Genomic DNA, 21,871 nt, shown 5'->3' on the forward strand with positions numbered 1-21,871 from the left:
TAACTAAGAATTGATAAAGTTCCTTAGTAAGTCCTTACCTTCTTCTGAACCAAATGATTCGGGATGAAATTGGACTCCTTCGATTTTAAAAGTTTTATGACGAAGGCCCATAATTTCCCCCTTCCCTTCCCCCGCAGAAACTCGAGCTGTAATTTCTAAATCCTTAGGGAGCGTTGATTCTTTTGCCACCAAGGAATGATAACGCATAATTTCTATTCCTTGTGTTAAACCAGAAAACACACCCTTTCCATCGTGTTCAATGGGTGAGAGTTTTCCATGCATGGCTACATTAGCACGAACTACCTCACCACCAAACACAGTCGCCATTCCTTGCATTCCAAGACAAATGCCAAGTACCGGTGTTGTTTTTCCTAACTCTTTAAGAATATCCGCGCTCACACCAAAATAAGCAGGGTCTGCTGGATGGCCGGGACCAGGAGAAATAATAATCTTATCGTAGTTAGCTGACTTGATCCATTCAAAAGGTTTTTCATCGTTTCGGATGACATCCAATTGAAAAAGTTCCTCTCTTTCTTCGAGGATTTCGCCTACAATTTGGTAAAGATTGAATGTAAAAGAATCATAATTATCTAGAATGAGCACTTTCATTTTGGTTTCTCCGTTTTCTTATTTTACCGGCAACTTCGTTTTGTCATTTTCGTAGTTCATTAGCGCACTAAGGAGCTTTATGCAAATCTAAAGCTTTGCGAACCGATGCCATTTTGTTGATGATTTCTTGGTATTCATCTTCTGGTTTGGAATCAAAAACAATTCCTCCCGATGCACGAACAAATCCTTTGTTTCCATTCACAAAAAAACTTCGAATCGGAATGGCAAAGGTACAATCGCCATTCAAACCAAAACTTCCCACAGCTCCGCCATAAGGACCACGTGGCGATTTTTCAATGCGTTCAATGATTTTCATCGATTCAATTTTTGGTGCACCAGAAAGTGTTCCTGCAGGAAACGAAGAGGCAAGTCCCGAAAACATATCTTCTTTGGAAGATAAAATTCCCACTACTTCACTAGAGATATGTTGCACATGGGAAAACCGTTTTACATCAAAACGTCTACGCACTTTCACTGTGCCAAATTTTGCCACTCGCCCCACATCATTTCGATGGAGATCAATTAACATATTGTGTTCTGCAATTTCTTTTGGGTCGGTTAAAAGTTTACGTGCAAGAAGAGTATCTTCTTTAGCATCAACACCACGTTTGGTGGTCCCTGCCAAAGGAAAAGACTCCATTTCTCCTTGTCGTAATCGAAAAAGTAATTCTGGGCTGGCACCTAAAATGGCGCGGCTTCCAAATTTTACATAATACATATGAGGCGAAGGATTGATTTCCCTTAGCGTTTCATAGATCGCTAATGGGTTTCCATCTACTGTGTAAATTTCTTCAAATCCAATTTGGCATTGAAAAGTGTTACCTGCTTTTACTTCTTCTAAAGCCTCCTCCACCATTTGTTTATGAACTTCTTTAGACAAACCTGCTTTTAATAGAGAAACCTTTACTTTTGGTTTTTGGGATTTTTCTTTGCCCGCATCCTCTAAGATTTGGTTCACTTCTTTGGTACGATTAGTTCCATTATCAAAATAGATAAGTTCACCAGTAAATTTGTCATAAATCAGTCCATCCAAATACAAACCAAAAATCATCGCAGGAAAATCAGGATGTGGTTCGAGTTTCAATTTTGGCTCAAAGAATTGCATACTTTGATAACCAAGGTAACCAACAAATCCACCCGCATAACTAATGCTTAGCGAATTGTAATCGGTGAGTTCCCGCAGAGCAAAATAGGGATTCTCAACAGAATACTTTTTTCCATCAATTTCTAAAACCCCAGGTTCTCCCAAAATAAGATGAGATGGCTCGAATCCTATCACAGAGTAACGTGAATCGTATTGGTTATCTCCAGCCGATTCGAGTAGAAAACAATTCTCATATTTCGCTTCTATGACCCGAAAGAGTTCCCAAAACTCGATTCCTTCCGGTAACGATAAAGAAGTATAATTTGGTTTTTTAGGGATCTTAATTTTAGGAAGTGTTTGGCTCATAAAAACTCTGTATTAGGTACCAAGATTCATTTTGAATCTTTTAATGAAATAAAAAAGGCAGGTCCGGATTCCGGAACCTGCCTTTCGACGTGTGAATTTGAATCCGTTCTTATTTTAAGTTTTGGTTTGCGAAGTCCCAGTTTACTAAATTCCAGAATGCTTCTACGTATTTTGGACGAGCATTGCGGAAATCAATATAGTAAGCATGTTCCCAAACATCGATGGTCAACAAAGATTGGAGTCCATCTTTCAAAGGGCTTCCCGCATTGCTAGTGTTTACGATTTCTAAACCGTCACCTTTTTTAACAAGCCAAGTCCAACCAGACCCAAAGTTTGTGATCGCAGATTGTGAAAACTTTTCTTTAAACGCATCAAAAGATCCAAAGGATTTTGTGATTAAATCAGCAACAGCACCTGTAGGAGCTCCGCCACCCTTAGGGGAAAGGGAATGCCAGTAGAAAGTGTGGTTCCAAATTTGCGCTGCATTATTAAAAATTCCACCAGATGATTTTTTTACAATCTCTTCAAGTGTTGCATTTTCAAACTCTGTTCCTTTGATAAGGTTGTTAAGGTTTGTAACGTAAGTTTGATGGTGTTTTCCATAGTGAAACTCTAAAGTTTCAGGTGAAATGTGCGGAAGAAGTGCATCCTTTGCATAAGGAAGTTCTGGGAGTTTATGTTCCATGATCGGTCTCCTGATGGATTCAAGTGTAATTGTATTTTGTATCTAGTATGGTTCGCAAAAGCAAATCGTAAACTAAAAAAGTAGAACGATTCTAATCGTTCGCCTCTATTAATTTCGACTGACTGTAGAACGAACTGTCTTTAATAAATTTAAAATTTCGGAATGTAAAACTCCATTAGAAGCTACTAACTCCGGAAGTCCGGTATAGTAATGCACTCCATTTAAGTCAGTTAATTTCCCACCTGCTTCCGATAAAATCACAGAAATGGCAGAAACGTCCCAATGTTTGACCGTTTTTTCCCAAATGCCATCCATCACACCTTCTGCGATAAAACAAGCATCCAGGACAAAAGAACCCGTTCTACGGAAAGACCTGGCATAGGTTAAAAATCCAGAAAGATCAGCCATAATCTCTTGGATCATGTGTGCCCGTTTTGTAGGAAGGTTCGGAGAAAAAATGGCTCGGTTCAGTTCTGAAATTCGAGATGTAACGATAGGTTCTCCATTTTTATAGGCACCTTCGCCCATCACTGCCGAATAAACTGATTCCTGTGGCGGAACGATCACAATTCCACCGACGGGTGTTTCTCTATGTTCCAATCCAAAGGAAATCGCATATAAAGGAAGGCCACGAACAAAATTCATCGATCCATCCACTGGATCTAAAACCCATTTAAAATCACCACCATCAATAGTAGGTTTGTCTTCACAAATGATTCCATCTTTTGGAAAGGATTTTTGTAAAAATCGAATGAGAATATCACCTAACTTTCCGTCGGCGGCATCAATTCTTTCTTTTTCATCCGCATCAGTTTCTGATCGAATCACAGATACTTCCCTTTGGATTTTTTTTGCTTCATGGATGATTCCCATCGCATTTGCTTTTACGTATTCAATCCGTTTGATGGTTTCATCTACGGGGAAATTAATGGTTGGTGAAGATATGCCCATACTACCTGCTTTTAATTATCGGATGATTTTTGAATGACTTTCCATAAAATATTACCGGACTTTGACTGTGTCCTCTCCACTTCAAAAGAAGATAGGTATTCATGGTATTTTTTTAAGGTTTCTTCTGGAATTCCAGAATCACTATGAGTTAAAATTGGATAAAAATTTCGAAATTGTTGGATGGTTTTTGGCAAACTAGGAATTAAAAAGCGAAGTGATAAAGACAAATAGTCGATTCCAATTGGACTATAAATTCTTCCTAACTTCCAAACATCCGCTGTTATACCCAATTCTTCGCGAATTTTTGATTCTGTATCTGAAAAATCAATTTCATCAAAAATTTCAGAAAACTTTCGAATTGGTTTGGAATCATCCCTTTCTGATTCCACACGAAAAACTCCACCTTGAAATCGCTTTGCTTCAAAGTCAGTGATACTCTCCCCATCTTCTTTTGTGGAATGCAGATGAATGATTTTTGTCTGAAAATACAAACGATCTGTGATGATGGAGGGAGTCATATTTTGTGAACCAACTTTTTTGATTTCTTCCGACTTGGCTCCACCCAAATACAACATATCCACAGAAAACACATATAGAAAACGAGAAGATCCAAATAACATGGGCCGCACAAAAAACAGCTTTCCCGATTCTCTTTTCGGGCGTGGTTCCGGCAACAAACAAGTTCCTTCGATTGCTTCGGGAATATATTTTAAAATAGTTTGAACAAATTCTTTAATATCACCAAACTCTGGTTGGGTGACTGAAGTTCCCGAAATTAGAAATTTTTCCGGAAATTGGATGTACGGAGTATGTAAATTATCCACATAGATTTCGCCTGGTTTATTTTTTGCAGACGTTTCGTTTAGAATCCGGTTAATTGATTTATAATCTTGTATTTTCATTTCTAAAATTTTAAAAAATCGAAAGTCTATTTGGGAATTTTTTTGATTCTATAACCAAACGGTTTTAAAATCGAAAGTCCCGCCAACTTATAATGGTTAGAGTGGTTCATTGTGATTTCGTAATTGTATTTTTTTCCTTCACGGAAATGACGCTCAATGGTCGCACCTAAAAAGCCAAAGGAAACCCCAGCGCCCTTTAATATCTTTCTATACAATAGAATAAAACTCTCTGGTGTTAAGGATGATCCTACATAATAGACTTTGCCTTTTCCAAAAGTATTCACAGTGATCGCAGCTTTACCGGAATAAAACTTCTTCGAATCATTGTATCTTGCGATGACTTTGGCTGTTGTTGGCTCCAAAATTTCACAGAACTTGGAACCTTTGAGTGGTAAAATTCCCATCCGAATTCCGACTTTGTCAGTCGCTGGTGCTTCAAACTGGAACACTTTCACTCCCGCCATTTCTCCAAACACTCCTGGAACCGGTTCTTCTACCATCCAATGGTCCTTGTCTTTGATTCCTGCACGATATCCAAGAACCAAGGTTCCTCCACCGGAAACATAGGCTTTTAATTTTTCTACAACCGAAGGATCAAACATTGTATACAGTGGTAAAGTTAAAACTTTGTAATTGGACCAGTCGTTTTCTGTACTAATTGGAAGAGAATGAGCGTTTACATTCAAAACATTAGTACCTGCAAACCAAGTCGCAAGTTCAATATCATATCCGACTTGGGCAAAGGAAACCGGTGAAAATTTCAAACCATCACTCAATGGTTGGTGTTTATAATTACGTGAATTTTCAATATCATGTAAAATTGCCACCTCAGCTTTGTAAGGCGAATCGGCAATGTCGGAAGCAAATTCACTGATTTCTTCAATTGTCTTTTTTAACTCAAAATATTTGGATGTTTTTCTTTTCCCATGATCCAAAATTCCATAACAAAGTTGTTCCTGACCGAAACGTGCTGTCCGGTAACGAAAGAAATATATTTGATTGGCTCCATTCACAATGGCTTGTGTGAGCCAAAGACCAATTTGTCCCGGCGGTGGAAGATAACCCAAAGTATCATGGCCTTGCACACCAGAGAATTGTTCCATCACAGTGTATGGTTTGTTTTTTAAACCTCTCGAATACTGTTGTGTGGCAGTTACCAATGGATGTGGGTATGGTTCTTGTTGGTTTCCCCAAACTGGATAGTTATCCCAAGACACATAGTCCAATTTGGAAAATAACTTTGTCATATCCGTGATTGGTAAAAAAGGCGAAGGATAAAGATTTGTAGTCAGTGGTTTTCCTTTGCTGTACTTTCTTAAAATTTCTGCTTGGAAATGAATGTAAGAAACTAGTTCGTCCGATTGAAATCTATAATAATCCTGGATCATCGCCGGATTGAAATTACTAGCCACATGAGCCGCTGGCAATGGAATTTCGCTCCAATCAGAGTAAATCACTCCCCAGAAAATATTCCCCCAACGTTTGTTAAGCGAATCTAAGGTTTTGTATTTTGTTTTTAACCAAGTTCTAAAGTTTTTTAATGCTAAAGGTGAATAATCGACATCCGAACCTTCGTGCCCAGGTTCATTGTCAATTTGCCATCCTACAACAGCGGGATGATTACCAAAATGTTTGGCCATTGCCGTCACAATTCGCTCTGTTGCTTTTTTATAGGCAGGGGAAGAAAAACAAGCTTGGCGTCTAGTTCCGATCCCTCTTACAATACCCTCTTTGGAAACTTGGACAATTTCTGGGAATTTTTTATACAACCAAGGAGGAAAGGTAGCTGTCGGAGTCCCAAGAATGGCAGTCATTCCGTGGTCTTGAACTTTTTTTAAAACAGCATCGAACAGAGAAAAGTCGAACTTTCCTTCTTTCGGCTCCATAATTCCCCAGGCAAATTCTGCAAGCCTTACTGACGAAAGACCCATTTCTTTCATGATTTTTAAGTCTTCGTCCCAGTCCGCAGGGTTCCATTGTTCGGGGTAATAACAGGCGCCAAAGATCATATTTTTCCTTTTTGCGATTGCAGAATCTATCTTGTGACACAGACTGAATCAGAAAACAGCACTTTCAATCAAATAATGTCTGACCAAGTTATTTTAGGTATATCCAACACCCACCACTATCGATTTACAATAGTCGATCTCACAGAAACCGCTAAAGAAGCGATGTTTCTACATTCTCTAAACAAAGAAATGTCCGTATTTCTTTCTAAAACCATGATGGGTGCGTTGTTTCTCGCAGAGATGACTAAAAACCAACAAAAGGTGAGCATTCAATGGAAAGATGATTTCAACAAACAAGCCTTAGCTTATAGTGATCGTTACGGTAAAATGAAATCTGTTGCGTATTCTGCAAGCCATGAAGAAGGAGACATCCGAAACGAATTTATTTTAGGCCAAGGGATTATGAAAGTAATTCGTTGGGATTTTGATTCGGATACTTACCAGTCTTATACAAACTTAGTAGAAGACACTTTTGAAGTGAATTTTATCAAGTACCTTACGGAATCAGAACAAATTAAAGCGATTGTGGGAATGGAAGTTTTTCCTTTTGATTTCCCTGGAAACGATTTTTCCGCAAAAGGTTTGTTCTTTGAAGCATTACCTGATGCTCCCGAAGAAAGTTTTAAATTTCTAATAACTAAAATCCAACCCTTAGTAAAAACAGAAGCTTTTTGGTCACTCAACATCGATGAAATGTTGAATTCCCTCCAAACAGAAATTGGTTCCGAGTTGGAAGTTTTAAGCAAAGAAGCACCTGAATTTTTATGTGATTGTTCCAGACATAAAGTGGCAGATATCATTGCTTCCCTTGGTAAACAAGAAGCAGATTCTATCATTGATGAATTTGGAAAAATTGAAATTACTTGTGAGTTTTGTAGAACTGCCTACCAATTTGATTCGTTTGATGTGGAGAAATTTTTTAATCAATGAAGGCCAGTTTTCTTTCTCTTAGAGAAACGGAACTAAATCCAGTATTTCTAAGTTTGGACCAATTGGTGGATCAATTTTTAAAGAAAAACAAATACCCTGTTATATTGATTTCCGGAGCAATGGGAGCGGGCAAAACCACGTTTATTCGTGAATGGTATAGTCGGTTTGACACAATTAGTTCTATTAATTCACCTACCTTTGCCTTATATAATATTTATGATTCGCCTAACTTTCGCTTGTATCATTTTGACTTATACAGAATCAAAGTTTTGGAAGAGTTAGAAGAACTTGGATTTGAAGAAATATGGGGAAAAGAAGGTGTCTCTGCCATCGAATGGTGGCAAATAGCGGAACCTTATTTACCAAAAGAAAATCGCATCTATTTGTCGATTGATTCGGATTCTATAAAAGTTCGTTCCTATACTTTGGAATGGTCGGAAAAGGAAATCCAATGAACGTGCTCTACTTTGACACAACCCAAGACTGGATCCAAGTCCTTGTTGCCAAAGAATCGGAAAACACAGACCTGGAAATACTTTCCGAACAAACAGAAACCACACCAAAAGAATCCTCTTATAAACTGGTTGAATACATTCGTTTGGGTTTGGAAAAGGCCAAAATCAAAAAACCAGATCTCATTATCGTTGCCAATGGGCCAGGATCTTTTACGGGGATTCGCATAACAGTAACTACAGCAAGAGATCTTTCACAGTTATGGAAAATTCCTGTTTTCGGTGTCGATAGTCTAGAAGTATATTTAACTGGGATCATGGGAGAGGAAGTTACTAAAGAAACTTCCCTAATTTGCCTGGATGGAAAACAGGGAAAATACTATTCAAAGTATAAATCCCATAACGGTTTTTCTGAATCTTATGACATCACCCCTGAAAGTATTGAATCAAAAATCAAAAACTCAGAATGGACACCTAACAATTGGTACTATACTGGTAATTTACCAAAGTTTTATCCCCCTACTGCAACAAAAATTGAGGCGACAAACTTAAATCTTTCGTCTATACTACAGTATAGTTTGAAAGAGTATTTCAAAACAGAACCAAATAAAAACGACTATTTATCTCTCCTGCCAAATTACATTCGCGGGACCTACGTCGATCAGAAATGAATTTATGGATACCTATAAAATACAAAGAAAAATCATAGAATTTCTAGATCAAAAGTCTGGAAAGGACATCACAAGACAAGAGATCAAAAAAAAATTTACCGAATCAAGTGAATTCAAAAGACCCGATCCGAAAACGAAGAAAGTAAAATCCTTCAAACGCAAAGAGAAAGTTCCTAGAAAAGAAATCGAATTTTTAATCGATCAACTTCTCAATTTGTTAGAAGCAGAAGGATTACTAATTCCAAATAAAAAATACCTAACAGTGGCAAGCCCTTTTCGCCTAACTGGAAGAATTTCCATTTCTCGAAGGGGTGATGGTTTTATTTCCCTTCCTTCCAAAAATGAAATTTTCATTCCAGGACCAATGACCAATTCCGCCATTACTGGGGACAAGGTAGAAGTCATTCCCTTGGGAGTTGGTAAAAAAGACAGGTTAGAAGCAGAAGTCACAAATATCATCAAACGTGGCCGTGTTCTTTACCGAATGCGAGTCAGAGAAAAAACAAACAAATTTGTTTTTGGAAATTTTCTCGATATGCTTGGGGAAGGCAAAGAAGGAGTCCTTCATGTTAAGTCCATTTTGAAAGATACTTTTGATTCAATTCAAGTGAACGATATTTTAATCGTAAAATTTAAAGAAGGTGCCATTCCTCAGGAAAATCTTTACGATGTCAGTTTTATTCGTTTTGAATCGGACACAAAAGAAGACGGCGACTTACAACGGATTTTAATGAAATACAATTATGATCCGGTGCACCCAGACTTCATTCCTTTAGAATTTCCTGAAGAAGTATCAGAAAAAACAGTTTCTGATTGGAATAGCCGAACCGACTTACGAGACTTATTTGCTGTCACTATTGATGGTATTACAGCAAAAGATTTTGATGATGCTATCAGTTTTGTCGACGAAGGAAACAGGCTTCGTGTTTGGATTCATATTGCTGACGTTTCCTATTATGTAGAAAAAGATTCACCTCTCGATAAGGAAGCTTATGAAAGAGCCACTTCTGTTTATTTAGCAAACCGTGTGGTTCCTATGTTGCCACCGATTTTATCGGAAGACCTTTGCAGTTTGGTAGCCAACACCAATCGACTTGCTTTTACCGTTGAAATGGAAGCAAGTAAAACTGGGGAAATTTACAACGCAAAGTTTTATAAATCTGTCATCAAAGTAAATACAAGGTACACTTATGAAATGGCAGAAGAAGAAATCAAAGCTAAAGATCCAAAAAATTGGATGTACCAAGTTTCCCAATTCACAGAAGCTCTTCGCAAACGCAGAATGGAAGCCGGTAGAATTGATTTAAACTTACGGGAAACCACTATCACATGGAACGAAAGAAAAGAACCTATTGGGATTGAAAATCGCGAACGCCTAACAAGCCATATATTAATTGAAGAGTTGATGTTGTCTGCTAACTTGAAAGTAGATGAATTTTTAAGAAAAAGAAAAGCTCCTTCCTTACATCGTATCCACGAAGCTATGGATGAAGAAAAACTAGAAACCCTAAACCATTTTCTTCAATTGAATGGATATAACATCCAAATCAAAGATACAAGTTACGCAGAAATCATGAAAGCGGTGAAAGAAATTGAAGATGGTTCTGTTGGAAAAATTTTCAATTATCTACTGTTACGAAGTTTTATGCAGGCGTATTATGGTGCAGACCCGCTTGGGCATTGGGGACTTGGCTTCAAGGACTATTGCCATTTCACTTCACCAATCAGGCGTTATCCTGATTTGATTGTACATCGTGTTTTACAAGCCACACTTCTTGAAACCGAAAGAACTTATTCTGAAAATGAAATTGCCGTGATGGGACTTCATTGTTCGGAAGAAGAAAGAAGGGCTGCCGATGCGGAACGAGACATTGTTAAAATCAAATCCTTTCGATATTTGGAATCTACAGGAATAAAAGAGTTTAAAGGTTTTATCGTTGGGATCAGACCTTCTCAAATTTTTGTAGAATTGGATATTTCTAATTTGGAAGGTGTTTTAGACAAATCGGAATTCACCGACGAATTTGAAGTAGTCATTAAAAATGATTTTTCTTTTTATTCCAAAAAATATTCCAAAATATTTTTTATCGGTGATCCAGTGACAGTGAGCCTTGATCGCATTGATTTTGAAGAGATCAAAGTGTTTTTGAAATTAAAAGATTTCAAAAAAGGCGAAACCCCACTGAAAAAGAAATAACGACAATCCTCGAATCTATTTTATAAAGATAGATTCGGGATTTCTTCTCTTTTCCAAACCTTTCTAAAAAACTTTCGATCATTTACCTGAATGGACATAAACTTTTGAATGATAGCCTCTTCGCTGATCTGATATGTCTTCATCAAATCTCTATCCAATGCTAATTGTGAATGTGCCACCCATTTCACAAGGGAACGTTTAGTTCTTTCTGACTCTGGGAGAAGTTCATTTACACTGGAGAAAAATTGTTCATGACTTAAGAAAAGACCATTGGAAATTTCCGGCATGGGTGCAGCACCATGATCTGCCGTTACCACCATTATAAAGTTATCACCATAATTAGTTTTTAAATATTCGAATATAGTTTGAATTTCTTTATCCGTAGCTTTTAACACTTGTTCTGCTTCTTTGGATTCCCATCCATACAAATGTCCTACGGCATCCGTAGCCTTTAAAGTTACATAGGCAAGATCAGTGATACCATCTTTGTCTTTTTTTGTATTGAGAATGGTTTCTGTAATGGTATCTCGAAAGAGAGCTCCATCCATTTTAGTTTGAAATTCTGATCCTTGGAAGTGGTGGATTTTTGCAATTAAGTCAATTGGATCTTTCGCATCAAAATGAGTAGAAATCTCTTTTTTATGATTCAAATAGAATTGGTACAAGTTATACTTTTGTACTGATTTAGGAACAAGAAAGGCATCGTTATACGTCGTCCATGATAAATTTTTCACATCTTGCCAATAAACAAAGTCGTTATCGGGAAGTTCTGTTACCGAATCTTTCGAAATGGGGGAAAATAGTTTTCCATGTCCTGCCATACCCACTGCTGCCCTTGCCGCATAACATTGGCTTACGATGACAGGTTCATTATTCTTTGAAAGATCCCATTCATCAGCAAAACTCGGCACTTGCATTTCGCTCAAATCCCAGTCTTTGTTTTTTCCTTGGTAAACGGGTCTATGGAGAACCTTTCCATCTGCATATGTATAAATCTCATTCGAGAAAATCCTTGAGTCTTTAGGAAAGGCTCCGGTTCCAATCGCCATATGACCTACAGCTGTATGTGATTCCAAATGTGCCACTTTTGCCTTTTTAAAGTAAGCAGAGTTGTTTTTTAAATCTTCAAGAAACGGATAAGCACCTTTATGTGCTTTATAAAGTTGTCTTCCACCTTGATCAACAACAATGGTAACAATGATTTCGGGTTTTACCTTCTCGTTTTGGAATATTTTTTCCAAATAGGATACATCGATTGTATTCTTAAATGGAAAATCTAAAATTTTTCCATAGATAGAGGGAATATGTTGTTGGCTGATTTCATCTGAGTAATGGCCATTTCTGATCCACTTCGGTCCATAAATCCAAATGGGAATTTCTGTATCATAGGAATATTGAGTATAATGTGATGTGTAGTTTACTTCTTTCGAAAAATGTTCGTCTTCGGAATCCAATTGCCATTGGTTCTTTAACTCATCCCAAGATAGATCATGGTCTTCTAAAATATTTTTTATTTCTTCTTTGGAATAATGGGAAAGAGTGATTGCGTCCCTTGCCTCTCTATCAAAAATATTGAAGGGAAATGGCGCTAAGATTAAATCTGTATCCGGCTGCATCGAAAGAAAGGCAGCACGTTTGTAATCCTTTTCCCAACCACAATTAAAGAGTGCCAAAAACATACCGACTATGACTATTATATTTCGTTTTATATATTTTTGGTGTATCACTGTTCCCTTCCTATCTTGTTACACTCTTCCCGATGTTTACTTTACTAGGCAAGTGAGAATTAAAGTGGTTGGGGATCTCATGTGCCATAACTCACAAATCTCCTCTTATTATCTTTCAAAGACTAAAGAATATGATTCTAGCAGCAGTTTCGAATTTGTTTCAAATTCATTACAGGATGCTGATTTAACCTTAGGAAATTTAGAAACAACCATCGCAAATGACCCAAGTGAATTTACTGGATACCCTCGATTTGGATCTCCTATCGGCTATTTAATAGGAATCAAAAATGCAGGTTTTGATATTCTATCAACAGCAAACAATCATTCTGCGGATAAGGGAGCTTTCGGAATTGATTATACGATCGATTCGGTAAATCAAATGGGAATGGTTCCTATTGGAACTTTCAAATCAAATTCGGATTATCTAAATCGAAAAGATTTTTTTATCGAAGTGAATGGGATCAAAATTGCGATTTATAATTATACATATTCCACAAATGGAATTCCTGTCAAAAATGATCGAATCGTTAGACTTTTGAGTGAAAAACAAATTCAAGATGATGTTAGTTTTGCCAAAGAAAATGGAATCCACTTTGTAATCCTTTGGTATCATTATGGAACTGAGTATGAAGAGAAACCAGACAAGTCACAGACCAAATGGGTTCAGATAGGTTTCGATGCTGGGGCCGATATCATCATTGGAGGGCATCCTCATGTAGTGCAAAGAATCGATCACTTCCAGGAAGAAAAAAATGGAGAGGACAGACTTGTGGCCTATTCCCTTGGCAATTTTTTGTCGGCGCAAAATAGAGAAAACACTGATGGTGGGATTATTTTATCTTTTTCATTAGAGATAAACTCACAGAAAGAAAAACAGATTAAAAATGTAAGTACGGAATCTGTTTGGGTTTACCCACATGGATATAAAATCATTCCCATTCTGAAATATGCAAAAAAGGAAATTCCAATTAAACTTCCTAAACATTCAGAAAAAAGAATGTTTGCTTATGAAGCACACCTTAAAAAAATTCCTGGTCTTAATTTTTGATTTAACTTGAAACTTCTTCCGAAATAAGATCATAACCCTTACCTTCGCGTATTAATTCTATCGAATCATCATTGATTTGCACAATAGTCGATAGTTCTGTTTTGACAATCCCACCATCGACAATTCCTTCCACTTGGTTTCCGTAAATGGATTCTAAATCGTCTATATCAATAATGAACTCATCATCACAAAAAGCCGAAGTCGATGTGAGAGGGGAATCATGGATTTTTAAGAGTTCACTTAAGTAAATATGATCTGGAATGCGGATACCAATTTGTTTGTCCTTATGATGAACTACCGAAGGTTTTGGTAAGTTTTTATTTGCTTTTAAAACAAAGGTAAAGGGACCAGGTGTCACTCGTTTCATCAAACGATAAGCAGAATTAGGCAAATACTCAATGAAATTTGATGCCATGGAAATGTCTTTACACATCAGAGAAAGCGGTTTGTCTTTGGGAAGTTTACGAATATCGTATATTTTCTCAACACCCAGTTTTGAGTGTGCGTCTGCTATGATCGCATAAACAGTGTCAGTTGGAAATATATAAACAGCTCCATCCTTCAGTCTCTCCGAAATTTGTTTGAGTTTTCGGATTTCCGGATTTTCTGGATGGAGGTATAGGATCATTTGGTTTCACACAGCATCAATTATTGTGCTGTGAGTCCCCCATCAAGAACAAGACACTGACCCGTCATATACGAAGAAGAGTCAGAGGCTAAATAAATGGCCGCTCCCAGGAGTTCTTCAGGTTTTCCAAGACGCCCCATAGGAATACCAGCAAGCACTTGTTTCATGATGAATTCTTTGTCTTTGATCATATCTGTCATTTCGGTATCAATAAGCCCCGGACAAATGACATTCACACGATAACCATTATTACACCATTCAATCGCAAGGGCTTTAGATAAAGTAATGACTGCTCCCTTTGTCCCAGAATATACAGAAGCCAATTTACTTCCCACCATTCCAAGAACCGAAGCCACATTAATGATGTTTCCACCTTCTTTTTTATGATGTTTGTAATAGGCTTGGCAATTGCGAAACACACCTACATAGTTTGTTTGAACTATATTTTGTAATTCTTCTTCTTTAAATCCAGAAGCGGGAGTATTCGTTGCAATACCGGCGTTGTTAATGAGTGTATCGAGTCTTCCATGTTTTGCTTTGATTTGACCGATGATTTCAAATGCTGCACCTTCACTGCGTACATCAAGGACCACTCCGTTGATTCCTTCTTTTGCCATCCACTCAATGGATTCTGGTCTAGAACCTGCTCCATAGACAATGGCACCTGCGTCTCGAAAACCGAGAGCTAATGTCTTTCCGATGCCTCGGCTGGCACCGGTGATCAAAATCGATTTTCCTTTTACATCAAATAAACTCATTTTACCTCATGATTGGAAGGATAACAATCGCTAGCTTGAGGTTTTGTGTCTTCCAAAAGTTTTTTATAATCTAAAGTATTATCATCCCGAACCAAATCTCTTCTTATGTAGTGTGTTCCTTTTTCATAATAATCCGCAACGGGATTACAATCTTGGATGTCTTCCGAAAAACCTCGTTTGCATCCAAAAATAAAAACAATCGCCCATAAAAAAATAGCCAAAAGTCGAGGACTCATCATTATGAAATGAAACAATATCCCGTAAGGAATAGCAAGAATTTGTTTATACTCAAATCGACATCACCAAGACGAATCCAAATACTCACCGATCTTGGATTTTTATTCCTGGTGGAACCAGCAAACATTGATGAGTCTCAAAAATATAAGGAACCAAGTCTCGAATATTTAGAACGAATGGTTCACTCGAAATTAGGTAACGATGGGAACCCAAACCATCTTTATTTGGCTGCTGATACCATTGTTGTATTTCAAAATGAAATTTTACACAAACCAGTCGACCTGGAAGATTCCGTTCGAATCCTCAAAACACTCTCGGGAAAAAAACATTCTGTATTTTCGGGGGGTGGTTTGCAGACCGGATCTACGGTTGATTTTTTCTACGAGGAAACAATCATCGAATTTAAAAATTGGAGCGAAGTGGAAATACGTGATTATATTTTGCGATGCCAACCTTTTGATAAAGCAGGCTCTTATGGAATTCAAGATGAAAATGGACCCGTAGCCGCAAGGTTTGGATCGTATACGAATGTGATGGGATTTCCCCTCCGAAGTTTTTTAGCTCGTTCTTCGGTGTGGTTGCCTTTTTGGGAAAAGTCTTTTACGCGTAAAGATTGACCAAATTTCCAGGTTTGTAAGCTGCTTTTGCCTCTGGACTTGTTTGGACTTCCGCTGCTTTTTTTTCTGTTTCCCCCGAAACATACTTTGGCTGGTAAGAGCGAGATTGAATTGCTTCTACCTGCTCCACAGCTTGGGTGTTGTATGTGGGAGACACATACATATATGGTTCGCCTAGTCCTGAAACTCTTGCCACATTACTTGAGATTTCCATACTATGAATATCGCCTCGATCCTATCGAAAGATTAGACCGGATTCACAAAAATGGAAACAAAAAAATCGCAAGCTAGAGAATTTAGCTCTCTTTTCCAACTCTTCAAAACCCAAACAAGTAACCTGCCCCAATTTTTTGCCTACACAGGCGAAGATTCCTATGAATTTGAACTCATCATCGATCATTACAAAGAGGCCCTTTCGAAATCTTCGGGCCCTTACGAAATCATTCTCATCGTATCTGAATCAGGAGAACAGGCAAAACTTTTTGCGGAGCTCTTCACTCCTGATATGTTTTACCCAAGAAAACTCATCATTGTCAAACAAGCTGCCGCACTTTTTAAACCCATACTGGATACAAAGTCGACACAAGAATGGAAAGATTTTGCTTCTGGATTTCGTAAAAACATAACCTCTGTATCCGATGAAATTTTTCTCATTGTCCATTATGATGGAAAAGATATCCCCCAAGGTTTGGTTCAACTTTTTCAAGGAACCTTAAACTATTACAAAACAAAATTTTTATATCCAAGTGATTACCCAAAAGTATTCAAAGAGGTCTGTGACCAGGAACAAGTACATTTTGAACCAAATGCTGCCGATGAATTCATCCATCGAATTCCCGCAAACGTAGGTGCTTATCTCAAAAGTGTAAAAAAACTCAAACAATACTTACATCGTTCCAAATTTACCATCGATGATGTGAATTCCGTTTTATTTAGTCAAAATGAACTGAATACCAATTTGCTCGTAGAAACATTGATTCAAAAACGTAAGGTTGATTTTTTTAAAGAATTCACTAAGTTTGGTGACCAAAACTCTGAAATTCTTAGTTTCCTTACAAGGCTCAGTTACAAACTAGATGAAATTCGCAAAATCAAAGTCATACGGACAAGACACAACGGTGAAGTTCCTATCCCCATTATGGATGAACTTTTAAAAACAGGAAGTTATTCCGATGCGAGAAAAAACTTTGTAAGAAGGCAATTGGTTTCTGATTCCGCTTTGTTTACTGATAAAACTTTAGATTTATTTTATGACCAAGTGATTGAAATGAATATCAAATTCAAATCAGGACTTCGTGACGAAGAAGGAAGGAACTACTTTTTACAAAAAATTATGCATCTTTTTTCCTTACTTCAAGAAAGATCTTCCAAATGATATTCATGTAATTTTCGATACAAATTCCTTTCAGAGATTCCCAGGAGTTTGGCCGCTTTTTCTCGATTTCCTTTTGTATAAATCAAATTGGCTTTGATGATTTCCTTTTCATAACTTTCCAAACTAATTCCAGGTTTCACTTCAAATTCTGTGAGTTGGTTTTCAAAAAAATGAGATGGGATCTGCTTCCAATGTAATTGTTTGCCGGATGAAAAACCAACCAGTGCAAAAATCATATCACGTAATTCAGAAAAATTTGTGGTGAATGTTTTGTTTTTAAAAAAAACAAAAAACTCTTCTTCCATGCCGGAAATTTTTTTACCAAGTTCCGTATTTGCCTCTTCTAAAAACTGAGAAACAAATAAGGGTAATTCAGAAATCCGTTTTTTTAAATTCGGAAGTTCAAACCGAAAAGATTTTAACTGGTCATAAAAATCGGAATACACATTTTTTTGAGTTAGAATTTCAAGTTCTTCTGAATGAATTTCCCAATACAAATATACTTTTGATTTTTCTTCGTATTTTTCTGACTTCCACCATTGTTGTAATAACAATACTTCTTCTGGTTTTGCCTTTGTGATGCGATCCATCAGAATGGTCACCATCTGTCTGGATGATTTTATTTTTTCTAAGGATTCCGCAAAGGCAAAGGGATATGAAAAATCAAAACTTATTACATTACTGGAAGATATATTTCTTTGTTCTAAACTTCTTTGGATCCAAAAACTTTTCCCCACACCCTTTTCTCCAATGATTAACATCGGTAAATTGGAATTTGAAGTTTCTATCCACTGGTTGCGAATCTTTTGGATATCGGATCCGCTAGAAATCCATTCTGAAGTTTGTTTACTTCTTTTTGATGACACTCACTGTCCCTTGCAAGTAACCGTTAAATTCTCTAATTTTGTTTGTATCCAAAAACTTTTTTGCCTGCGAAGGTTTCACCATCAATGTCTTTGGATAGGTAGTATTTATTTTTAACAAATTGGTTTCCGCAGGAGCATTTTTCACTCCCCATGTGGATAAAGGATCCAAAACAAAAGTTGTTTGGATTAAATACTCTTTTCCTTTTGTTACCACCACATCATAAGGCAACTGAATCCAAATGGCTTCTCCTTTTGATTCAACAAGAACCGTCTGGAATCTATCCTTTTCTGTTTGGTCTGTATTGGATTCTGTTCGTAAAATATATTCTAAATCGGTTTTAATTTCTTCTTTTTCCAAAACTCGTTTGTCGGAAATTTTTTCATACGCCAGATAAAGATTGTAAGGTGTGACTACATCGACTGCCGCACGAACGAGTGATGCATCATATTTTTTGATTTGGTTTTGATTCCAATTAAAAGGCATGGGTAATTCTTCAATCGACGAATACACATTGAATTGATTTAAATAAAGATATTCATATCCATCGGAAGTTCCAATTTTTTGGTATTCAGTGATGCCAACAACACGACTGTTACTTGCTTTGCCAATTCTTTGTAATTCTCGAATTGTACTTAGTTCCGAATGGTTTGGCACAAGAATTACTGGTTCCATTTCCATATGTCGTAAATCATTCAATGCCATGATGATCGATCCGGACTTGTCCTTCACTGCAGAAGAAAGAAGCAAAAACAGTTTTCTTGATTCTTTTTTTCCCGTTGAAATTTTCGACTTTAAGCCCTGTAAGGCGGATACAATGGACTCAGCTTGGTTGTTTCCTTGCCAACCTGTTTCTTCCATCAATTTTTTGATTTCAATGTGTTCCTTTGTCGGTGGGATGGTGACTATTTTATCTTTTTTTACGAGTGTCACACCTAAAAACAATCCGTCCTGATCATACAAAGAAGACAAACTCTTTAAAACATCTTTTTTGTAATAAGCATAAGAAGAATGAATGTCTATAAATAGATTGATTTCATAATTGGGAGCAATTTTGTTTTTCTTTTCATAAAACCGAGGTGGCAGAAATCGAAAACTTTTTTCATTATGTTTTTCATACGCTAAAACAAAGTTGGAAATGAGTTTGGATTGGATGGTTTGTCTAGTTTGGTTTTTACAGTTAAAAATAACCGTTTTGACAAGGATAGGATTTCCAAAATCAACCTGATCTTGGACAACAAAATGAGAATCCCACTCCGTACAATAAGAGAAAAAATCCTGATCTTTTAGTTCACTTTCTTCGTTCCAATCCGACTCATTCAAATAATTTTCTACAAGTTTAGGATCTGTTACTTCGGTAAAAAAATTTCGTTTTAAGTAGTGTCTGGAAAGACGGGACAACTCAAATCCAGCCTCACGTCTTGTGCCAAGAACCTGTGGCACTTCGCCAGAAATGTAAGCAGGCAGTATAGAAATTTCTTTCCCGATCACAAATTCGGGAAAGAACGTAATAAAAATCAAAAGCAATATTTGGGTAATGCGGTAAGGTCGGCGAGACATAAAATTAGAATTGGTCTATTCAGGGAAAATGTAAATCTTTATCCTACAAGCATCATTCGTTTTCTTTGAGAAAAGATTGACAAGGGTTTTTTATAGGATCAAATTCTTCGGAAAAGGAGTAGATTCTTTATGAAGAAATCACTTATCGTATGTGCCTCTCTAATCGCATTTGTTGTATCTTGCGGATCCAATGATGGAGGCAGAAGAGACGCTACGACCGTAGGTAAAAATGGTTGGATTTTTGAAGGTTGGGCATGTGCGCCTGACGCGGCAGCTGCTAAACGTGGTGAAAGCCCTGCTGAGTATTGCAAAGGGAAAGAAAAAGAATTCGATTATCTTTACATGAAATTTTCTGCACGTGCTTCTGACAAGGCTATCAAAGCAAACTCAGTTGCCATGAAACAATCCACTTGCCGTGAAGCAGCTCGTCTTCAAGTTGCTGGTGATGGTCTGAAAAAAATCTTAGGTGAATACTTAGAACAAGCTTCCGGTGTATCTGATGGTCAATCTACAGGTTCCGTAATTGTTTCTGAATCTAAAGGTACTATCAAAGGTGTGGGAGTTTACGACTGCTGCTCTCTTAACAACGAAACAGGAATTTGCGCAAATGTTGGCGAACCTGAAACTTGGGAAGAATGTCAGTGTGTTGGATACTTGCGCTATATGGGCGGACAAAAAGCACTTGAAGCTAAGGCAACTGCAGCTCAGTAATCTGACACTGTTTAGCATTCAACTTCAAAGAAGAGCCTCCTAATTTGGGAGGCTTTTTTTTGCCTAAGTCAAAGTTTACTTTTTAAGTTTTGGATCAAAGTAATGTTTATGAATAAAATCTTGGACCACTTTATGTTGTAATGCAGTTAGAGGTTGAAAAATTACCGAAGTAGTTTTTCCAGCCGTACGATGTACTGTACCAATGATCTCTAATGGTTGTTGATTTAGGGAAAATTGAATTCTAACTTGGTCACCTTCGTAGAAAATGGCAGTTGTTTGAAAAGCAAGTCCCCCTGTTCCTAAATCAGAGAGGTGACCTGTTACTGGTGTATTTTTAGATTTTACGAGTTCAACAGTGCAAGGTACATCCAACTTCACACGAGCATCTTTTCGTTTTTGTTTTGCTCCACCATACTTACTATAACTATCTGAAAATATTGACTGCTTTGAATCGGCCATTTTAACTTCCTTTATACGAGACTAACAAACGTTTCACAGTTGATATTCTCGTTTTTTATTTCGCTTGTTTCCAAAAATTTAGAATCCATTTCTACAGATTCTAATCTATTTATAAATTGATTTACGTTTGTGATTGTCAAAAGTTCTCTTTTTGTTTTCTCAGGGAATCCTGTATTCTCTATATATCTTATAAAATGCTTTCGAAAAAGTATTAATCCATAATCATCTTCAGAAGGATAAAAATTTAACATTAAGTTTAAATGTTCTAAAATAACTTCCTTAATTTCTAACCAACTAACCTTTTCCTTAGGTTTCTCTGAAAAAATCCAAGGATTTCCGATGGCCTTGCGACCAATAAGAACAAGATCCACGCCATATTTTTTTTTCTTATTGAGTGCCTCAGAAAAACTGGCCACATCGCCATTTCCAAAAATAGGCACCTTTGCTTTGGATTTGATCTCACCAATCGCATTCCAATCGGCAACACCAGTATAAGCCATTGCCTTTGTCCTTCCGTGAACGGAAATGGCCGATACACCCGAACCTTCTAATACTTTGACTGTTTCTAAATAATTTAAGGAATTGGAATCCCAACCAAGCCGAATCTTTGCAGTGACAGGAAGGTTTGTTTTTTTGCGAATCCCTTCAATCATTGCACCCGCCAAACGAACATTGCGTAATAGCCCAGCTCCTGATCCGTGGTGGGAGACTTTGGCAACAGAACATCCCATATTCAAGTCTATGACATCCGGTTTTTTAGAGGCTGCTATTTCCGAAGCATTGATTACAGTTTCTAAATCTGATCCGAAAATTTGAAAAAAAATCGGCCTTTCTGTTTCTAAGTAACGAAACATATCCAACGACTTTGTATTCCCCATTAACAATTGTTCTGTGGACACAAACTCAGTATATGCAAAAGCAGAACCATATCGTCTTGTAATTTGCCTGTAGGGACTATCGGAAATACCAGCCATCGGCGAAAGAACAACATCTCCTTTGATTGTCACTCCCCCGATGGTAATCATAATTCC

Annotated in this window: 23 protein-coding genes; 8 read left to right on the forward strand and 15 right to left on the reverse strand. The window is 37.2% G+C overall.

Going from position 1 to position 21,871, the window contains the following annotated elements; translation table 11 throughout:
• Positions 1–3: 3 nt before the first annotated feature.
• The 6 genes from EHR07_RS11275 to EHR07_RS11300 form a co-directional block, all read right to left on the reverse strand.
• A complete protein-coding gene (locus EHR07_RS11275; RefSeq protein WP_135745172.1) occupies positions 4–609 on the reverse strand; it encodes an anthranilate synthase component II in 606 nt (201 codons plus the stop codon).
• 67 nt (positions 610–676) lie between these two features.
• Positions 677–2,059, reverse strand: a complete 1,383-nt coding sequence (locus EHR07_RS11280) for an anthranilate synthase component I family protein (protein ID WP_135745173.1) — start codon at positions 2,057–2,059, stop codon at positions 677–679.
• Positions 2,060–2,168: 109 nt separating this feature from the next.
• The gene (locus EHR07_RS11285; RefSeq protein WP_004787680.1) at positions 2,169–2,744 is read right to left on the reverse strand and encodes a superoxide dismutase; all 576 of its coding nucleotides are present in this window, start codon (positions 2,742–2,744) and stop codon (positions 2,169–2,171) included.
• A 108-nt stretch (positions 2,745–2,852) separates the two neighbouring features.
• Positions 2,853–3,695 (reverse strand): inositol monophosphatase family protein, encoded by an 843-nt coding sequence (locus EHR07_RS11290; RefSeq protein WP_135745174.1) that lies wholly within the window; start codon positions 3,693–3,695, stop codon positions 2,853–2,855.
• A gap of 11 nt (positions 3,696–3,706) precedes the next feature.
• A complete protein-coding gene (locus tag EHR07_RS11295; RefSeq protein ID WP_135745175.1) occupies positions 3,707–4,597 on the reverse strand; it encodes an LIC_10030 family protein in 891 nt (296 codons plus the stop codon).
• A gap of 26 nt (positions 4,598–4,623) precedes the next feature.
• Positions 4,624–6,606 carry a beta-galactosidase gene (locus EHR07_RS11300; RefSeq protein ID WP_135745176.1) on the reverse strand — a complete coding sequence of 661 codons (1,983 nt, stop codon included), beginning with the start codon at positions 6,604–6,606 and terminating at the stop codon, positions 4,624–4,626.
• A 75-nt stretch (positions 6,607–6,681) separates the two neighbouring features.
• Here EHR07_RS11300 and EHR07_RS11305 point away from each other — a divergent pair, with 75 nt between their 5' ends.
• Genes EHR07_RS11305 through EHR07_RS11320 form a run of 4 tightly spaced genes read left to right on the forward strand, consistent with a single transcriptional unit; the run spans position 6,682 to position 10,856 of the window.
• A complete protein-coding gene (locus tag EHR07_RS11305) occupies positions 6,682–7,536 on the forward strand; it encodes an Hsp33 family molecular chaperone HslO (protein WP_135745177.1) in 855 nt (284 codons plus the stop codon).
• Positions 7,533–7,991, forward strand: a complete 459-nt coding sequence (tsaE, locus tag EHR07_RS11310) for a tRNA (adenosine(37)-N6)-threonylcarbamoyltransferase complex ATPase subunit type 1 TsaE (protein ID WP_135745178.1) — start codon at positions 7,533–7,535, stop codon at positions 7,989–7,991. Before EHR07_RS11305 ends, tsaE begins: the two co-directional genes overlap by 4 nt.
• Positions 7,988–8,659 (forward strand): tRNA (adenosine(37)-N6)-threonylcarbamoyltransferase complex dimerization subunit type 1 TsaB, encoded by a 672-nt coding sequence (tsaB, locus tag EHR07_RS11315; protein ID WP_135745179.1) that lies wholly within the window; start codon positions 7,988–7,990, stop codon positions 8,657–8,659. Before tsaE ends, tsaB begins: the two co-directional genes overlap by 4 nt.
• 4 nt (positions 8,660–8,663) lie before the next feature.
• Entirely contained in the window at positions 8,664–10,856 is a 2,193-nt protein-coding gene (locus EHR07_RS11320) for a ribonuclease R family protein (protein WP_135745180.1), read from the forward strand.
• 20 nt (positions 10,857–10,876) lie between these two features.
• On the opposite strand, the gene EHR07_RS11325 is transcribed toward EHR07_RS11320, so the two are convergent.
• On the reverse strand, positions 10,877–12,535 hold the full coding sequence (locus EHR07_RS11325; protein ID WP_135746265.1) for an alkaline phosphatase family protein: 1,659 nt from the start codon (positions 12,533–12,535) through the stop codon (positions 10,877–10,879).
• A 7-nt stretch (positions 12,536–12,542) separates the two neighbouring features.
• On the opposite strand from EHR07_RS11325, the gene EHR07_RS11330 reads away from it, so the two are divergent.
• On the forward strand, positions 12,543–13,631 hold the full coding sequence (locus EHR07_RS11330) for a CapA family protein (RefSeq protein ID WP_425270293.1): 1,089 nt from the start codon (positions 12,543–12,545) through the stop codon (positions 13,629–13,631).
• Position 13,632: 1 nt separating this feature from the next.
• Here the strand turns inward: EHR07_RS11330 and EHR07_RS11335 are convergent, their stop codons facing one another.
• Genes EHR07_RS11335 through EHR07_RS11345 form a run of 3 tightly spaced genes read right to left on the reverse strand, consistent with a single transcriptional unit; the run spans position 13,633 to position 15,256 of the window.
• Positions 13,633–14,259 carry an L-threonylcarbamoyladenylate synthase gene (locus tag EHR07_RS11335; RefSeq protein ID WP_135745182.1) on the reverse strand — a complete coding sequence of 209 codons (627 nt, stop codon included), beginning with the start codon at positions 14,257–14,259 and terminating at the stop codon, positions 13,633–13,635.
• Between the two features lie 20 nt (positions 14,260–14,279).
• The gene (locus tag EHR07_RS11340; RefSeq protein WP_135695761.1) at positions 14,280–15,017 is read right to left on the reverse strand and encodes an SDR family NAD(P)-dependent oxidoreductase; all 738 of its coding nucleotides are present in this window, start codon (positions 15,015–15,017) and stop codon (positions 14,280–14,282) included.
• Complete coding sequence (locus tag EHR07_RS11345; RefSeq protein WP_208739768.1) at positions 15,014–15,256, reverse strand: hypothetical protein; 243 nt, start codon at positions 15,254–15,256, stop codon at positions 15,014–15,016. Before EHR07_RS11345 ends, EHR07_RS11340 begins: the two co-directional genes overlap by 4 nt.
• A 39-nt stretch (positions 15,257–15,295) precedes the next feature.
• On the opposite strand from EHR07_RS11345, the gene EHR07_RS11350 reads away from it, so the two are divergent.
• Positions 15,296–15,871 carry a Maf family protein gene (locus EHR07_RS11350; RefSeq protein ID WP_135745183.1) on the forward strand — a complete coding sequence of 192 codons (576 nt, stop codon included), beginning with the start codon at positions 15,296–15,298 and terminating at the stop codon, positions 15,869–15,871.
• Here the strand turns inward: EHR07_RS11350 and EHR07_RS11355 are convergent.
• Positions 15,855–16,085 carry a hypothetical protein gene (locus EHR07_RS11355; RefSeq protein WP_100721265.1) on the reverse strand — a complete coding sequence of 77 codons (231 nt, stop codon included), beginning with the start codon at positions 16,083–16,085 and terminating at the stop codon, positions 15,855–15,857. The two genes, EHR07_RS11350 and EHR07_RS11355, sit on opposite strands and share 17 nt — an antisense overlap.
• A 51-nt stretch (positions 16,086–16,136) precedes the next feature.
• On the opposite strand from EHR07_RS11355, the gene holA reads away from it, so the two are divergent.
• The gene (gene holA, locus EHR07_RS11360; protein ID WP_135745184.1) at positions 16,137–17,246 is read left to right on the forward strand and encodes a DNA polymerase III subunit delta; all 1,110 of its coding nucleotides are present in this window, start codon (positions 16,137–16,139) and stop codon (positions 17,244–17,246) included.
• On the opposite strand, the gene EHR07_RS11365 is transcribed toward holA, so the two are convergent.
• Together EHR07_RS11365 and EHR07_RS11370 are read right to left on the reverse strand one after the other, a co-directional pair.
• Positions 17,225–18,112, reverse strand: a complete 888-nt coding sequence (locus EHR07_RS11365) for a helix-turn-helix domain-containing protein (protein WP_135745185.1) — start codon at positions 18,110–18,112, stop codon at positions 17,225–17,227. The genes holA and EHR07_RS11365 overlap by 22 nt on opposite strands.
• Positions 18,093–19,670, reverse strand: coding sequence for an LIC10012 family protein (locus EHR07_RS11370; RefSeq protein WP_135745186.1), 1,578 nt, complete (start codon positions 19,668–19,670; stop codon positions 18,093–18,095). The genes EHR07_RS11365 and EHR07_RS11370 overlap by 20 nt, the downstream gene beginning before the upstream one ends.
• Before the next feature lie 129 nt (positions 19,671–19,799).
• Here EHR07_RS11370 and EHR07_RS11375 point away from each other — a divergent pair, with 129 nt between their 5' ends.
• Complete coding sequence (locus EHR07_RS11375; RefSeq protein ID WP_135745187.1) at positions 19,800–20,381, forward strand: lipoprotein LipL21; 582 nt, start codon at positions 19,800–19,802, stop codon at positions 20,379–20,381.
• A 75-nt stretch (positions 20,382–20,456) separates the two neighbouring features.
• Here the strand turns inward: EHR07_RS11375 and EHR07_RS11380 are convergent, their stop codons facing one another.
• Both EHR07_RS11380 and EHR07_RS11385 read right to left on the reverse strand, forming a co-directional pair.
• Complete coding sequence (locus tag EHR07_RS11380) at positions 20,457–20,840, reverse strand: PilZ domain-containing protein (protein ID WP_135745188.1); 384 nt, start codon at positions 20,838–20,840, stop codon at positions 20,457–20,459.
• Between the two features lie 11 nt (positions 20,841–20,851).
• A complete protein-coding gene (locus EHR07_RS11385; protein ID WP_135745189.1) occupies positions 20,852–21,865 on the reverse strand; it encodes a tRNA dihydrouridine synthase in 1,014 nt (337 codons plus the stop codon).
• Positions 21,866–21,871: the final 6 nt, after the last annotated feature.

The sequence above is a fragment of the Leptospira bandrabouensis genome (genome assembly GCF_004770905.1).
GTDB classification, from domain to species: domain Bacteria; phylum Spirochaetota; class Leptospiria; order Leptospirales; family Leptospiraceae; genus Leptospira_A; species Leptospira_A bandrabouensis.

Coding starts and splice junctions, on each gene's coding strand:
- EHR07_RS11380 (WP_135745188.1), bottom strand. CDS start 20,840: ATGGCCGATTCAAAGCAGTCAATATTTTCAGATAGTTATAGTAAGTAT.
- EHR07_RS11300 (WP_135745176.1), bottom strand. CDS start 6,606: ATGATCTTTGGCGCCTGTTATTACCCCGAACAATGGAACCCTGCGGAC.
- EHR07_RS11305 (WP_135745177.1), top strand. CDS start 6,682: ATGTCTGACCAAGTTATTTTAGGTATATCCAACACCCACCACTATCGA.
- tsaB (WP_135745179.1), top strand. CDS start 7,988: ATGAACGTGCTCTACTTTGACACAACCCAAGACTGGATCCAAGTCCTT.
- EHR07_RS11320 (WP_135745180.1), top strand. CDS start 8,664: ATGGATACCTATAAAATACAAAGAAAAATCATAGAATTTCTAGATCAA.
- EHR07_RS11345 (WP_208739768.1), bottom strand. CDS start 15,256: ATGATGAGTCCTCGACTTTTGGCTATTTTTTTATGGGCGATTGTTTTT.
- EHR07_RS11295 (WP_135745175.1), bottom strand. CDS start 4,597: ATGAAAATACAAGATTATAAATCAATTAACCGGATTCTAAACGAAACG.
- EHR07_RS11280 (WP_135745173.1), bottom strand. CDS start 2,059: ATGAGCCAAACACTTCCTAAAATTAAGATCCCTAAAAAACCAAATTAT.
- EHR07_RS11330 (WP_425270293.1), top strand. CDS start 12,543: ATGACTATTATATTTCGTTTTATATATTTTTGGTGTATCACTGTTCCC.
- EHR07_RS11290 (WP_135745174.1), bottom strand. CDS start 3,695: ATGGGCATATCTTCACCAACCATTAATTTCCCCGTAGATGAAACCATC.
- EHR07_RS11370 (WP_135745186.1), bottom strand. CDS start 19,670: ATGTCTCGCCGACCTTACCGCATTACCCAAATATTGCTTTTGATTTTT.
- EHR07_RS11325 (WP_135746265.1), bottom strand. CDS start 12,535: ATGTTTTTGGCACTCTTTAATTGTGGTTGGGAAAAGGATTACAAACGT.
- EHR07_RS11335 (WP_135745182.1), bottom strand. CDS start 14,259: ATGATCCTATACCTCCATCCAGAAAATCCGGAAATCCGAAAACTCAAA.
- EHR07_RS11275 (WP_135745172.1), bottom strand. CDS start 609: ATGAAAGTGCTCATTCTAGATAATTATGATTCTTTTACATTCAATCTT.
- EHR07_RS11355 (WP_100721265.1), bottom strand. CDS start 16,085: ATGGAAATCTCAAGTAATGTGGCAAGAGTTTCAGGACTAGGCGAACCA.
- holA (WP_135745184.1), top strand. CDS start 16,137: ATGGAAACAAAAAAATCGCAAGCTAGAGAATTTAGCTCTCTTTTCCAA.
- EHR07_RS11385 (WP_135745189.1), bottom strand. CDS start 21,865: ATGATTACCATCGGGGGAGTGACAATCAAAGGAGATGTTGTTCTTTCG.
- EHR07_RS11375 (WP_135745187.1), top strand. CDS start 19,800: ATGAAGAAATCACTTATCGTATGTGCCTCTCTAATCGCATTTGTTGTA.
- EHR07_RS11285 (WP_004787680.1), bottom strand. CDS start 2,744: ATGGAACATAAACTCCCAGAACTTCCTTATGCAAAGGATGCACTTCTT.
- EHR07_RS11340 (WP_135695761.1), bottom strand. CDS start 15,017: ATGAGTTTATTTGATGTAAAAGGAAAATCGATTTTGATCACCGGTGCC.
- tsaE (WP_135745178.1), top strand. CDS start 7,533: ATGAAGGCCAGTTTTCTTTCTCTTAGAGAAACGGAACTAAATCCAGTA.